The sequence below is a fragment of the Methylobacterium sp. WL12 genome, assembly GCF_008039475.1.
Lineage (GTDB): Bacteria > Pseudomonadota > Alphaproteobacteria > Rhizobiales > Beijerinckiaceae > Methylobacterium > Methylobacterium cerastii.
The window spans coordinates 1-2,411 of sequence record NZ_VRUW01000189.1 but is presented as its reverse complement, the minus strand read 5'-3'; the positions used below and the strand labels follow the sequence as shown (position 1 = coordinate 2,411).

Below are 2,411 nucleotides of genomic sequence, written 5' to 3'. Positions count from 1 at the left end.
TGTTGATTTCCGCTGAGAGTTGACCCGGCGGAGCCGGAAGTTTCCATCGAGAAGTGACCCGTGTCTGAACCCACCCCTGGCTTTTTGGTCGGGGGGTCATGGAGTGATCGACATGGCGTTATTGAGTGTCATTCGGCGCTGGGCGTTCCGAGAAGGGATGCCGATCCGGGAGATTTCGCGACGTACAGGATTGTCGCGCAACACGATCCGCAAGTACCTGCGGTCGGATGAGAAGGAGCCGCTCTACCGAGTGCCGGAGCGGCCCAGCAAGTTGGACCCGTTCGCCGCGAAGCTGTCGGGCTGGCTGCAGACGGAGGCGAGTAGGTCACGCAAGCAGCGGCGCACGGCGCGGCAGATGCACACCGATCTAGTTCTTCTGGGATATGACGGCTCCTACGGTCGGGTCGCAGCTTTCATCCGCAGTTGGAAAGAAGACCGGCAGATCCAGCAGCAGACCACGGGACGGGGAACGTTCGTTCCTCTGGTCTTCGCCCCAGGGGAGGCGTTCCAATTCGACTGGAGTGAGGACTGGGCGGTTCTCGGGGGCGAGCGCGTCAAGCTCCAGGTCGCTCACACCAAGCTGTCGCATAGTCGGGTCTTCGTCGTGCGGGCGTACCCGCTTCAGACCCACGAGATGTTGTTCGACGCGCACTTCCATGCCTTCCGCGTGCTGGGCGGCATCCCGGGACGTGGCATCTACGACAACATGAAGACCGCCGTGGATCGGGTGGGGTCTGGCAAGGCTCGGCAGGTGAATGGGCGCTTCGCCGCTATGGCAAGCCACTATCTGTTCGACACAACTTTCTGCAATCCCGCATCGGGCTGGGAGAAGGGTCAGGTCGAGAAGAACGTCCAGGATGCGCGTCGTCGGCTATGGCAACCGTTACCCAGCTTCGCCGATCTCGACGGGCTGAACGCCTGGCTCGAGACGCGCTGCATTGCGGCTTGGAAGGAGATCCCGCATGGGGAGCTTCCCGGCACGCTTGCGGATGCGTGGACCAATGAGGTGCCGAGCCTGATGCCGCTTGGCCGTCCCTTCGACGGCTTCGTCGAGCACACCAAGCGGGTCTCGCCGACCTGCCTCGTGCACTTCGAGCGCAACCGCTATTCGGTTCCGGCCTCTCTTGCCAACCGTCCCGTGAGCCTGCGGATCTACCCGCAGCGCATCGTTGTGGCCGCGGAAGGCCGGATCCTGTGCGAGCATCCCCGGGTCATCGCGCGCTCGCATACCATGGCCGGGCGCACGGTCTACGACTGGCGCCACTACCTGGCCGTCATCCAGCGCAAGCCAGGCGCCCTGCGCAACGGGGCTCCCTTCGCCGAGATGCCGGACGCGTTCCGGCGGCTGCAAGGTCACCTCCTCAAGCATCCTGGCGGCGATCGGGAGATGGTGGAGATTCTGGCACTCGTGCTGCATCATGACGAGCAGGCCGTTCTCTGCGCGGTCGAACTGGCGCTCGACGGCGGCGTTCCCACCAAGATCCACGTCCTCAATATCCTGCACCGGTTGCTCGACGGTAAGCCATCGAGCGTGGCCACGATCGATGCCCCACAGGCGCTCGTCTTGCGCCAGGAGCCGAAGGCCGATGTCGAGCGCTACGACGCGCTCCGCAGGAAGGCGGTGCGCCATGCGTCATGATCCCGCCAGCGCCGCCATCATCGTCATGCTGCGCGGGCTCAAGATGTACGGCATGTCTCAGGCCGTCGTTGATCTCATGGAGCAAGGCGCACCCGCCTTCGAGGTAGCCGTCCCGCTCCTGTCCCAGCTGCTCAAGGCCGAGATGGCCGAGCGGGAGGTTCGATCCGTCGCCTACCAGATCAAGGCCGCCCGCTTTCCGGCCTACAAGGATCTGACCGGGTTCGACTTCGCTGCCAGCGAGGTCAACGAGGCCATGGTTCGCACTCTGCACGGAGGCGACTTCATCGACGGCGCACACAACGTCGTCCTGATCGGTGGCCCGGGCACCGGCAAGACGCATATCGCGACCGCCCTGGGCGTGCAGGCCGTCGAGCATCATCGCAAGAAGGTCCGCTTCTTCGCGACCGTCGACCTGGTCAATGCCCTCGAACAAGAGAAAGCCCAAAACAAAGCGGGCCAGTTGGCCGAACGGCTGCTGCGTCAAGACCTCATCATCTTAGACGAACTGGGCTATCTTCCCTTCAGCGCCTCAGGAGGGGCCCTGCTGTTCCACCTGCTGTCCAAGCTCTACGAGCGCACCAGCGTCGTGATCACCACCAACCTCAGCTTCAGCGAATGGGCCGGGATCTTCGGCGATGCCAAGATGACTACCGCGCTGCTCGATCGCCTCACCCACCACTGCCACATCCTAGAGACCGGAAACGACAGCTTCCGCTTCAGGGCAAGTGCCGCAGCCGGAAAGCCGAAAAGGAGCCGCACCGTGAGTTGACCA

2 protein-coding genes are annotated in these 2,411 nt (G+C 63.6%); both read left to right on the top strand.

The genetic code is table 11. From position 1 onward, the window contains the following. Positions 1 to 112: 112 nt before the first annotated feature. Positions 113 to 1,639: an IS21 family transposase gene (gene istA / locus FV226_RS27335; RefSeq protein ID WP_147754757.1), complete on the top strand. Its 1,527-nt coding sequence runs from the start codon at positions 113 to 115 to the stop codon at positions 1,637 to 1,639. Further along, positions 1,629 to 2,408, top strand: coding sequence for an IS21-like element ISMex27 family helper ATPase IstB (gene istB / locus FV226_RS27330; RefSeq protein ID WP_063988215.1), 780 nt, complete (start codon positions 1,629 to 1,631; stop codon positions 2,406 to 2,408). The genes istA and istB overlap by 11 nt, the downstream gene beginning before the upstream one ends. Positions 2,409 to 2,411 lie beyond the last annotated feature (3 nt).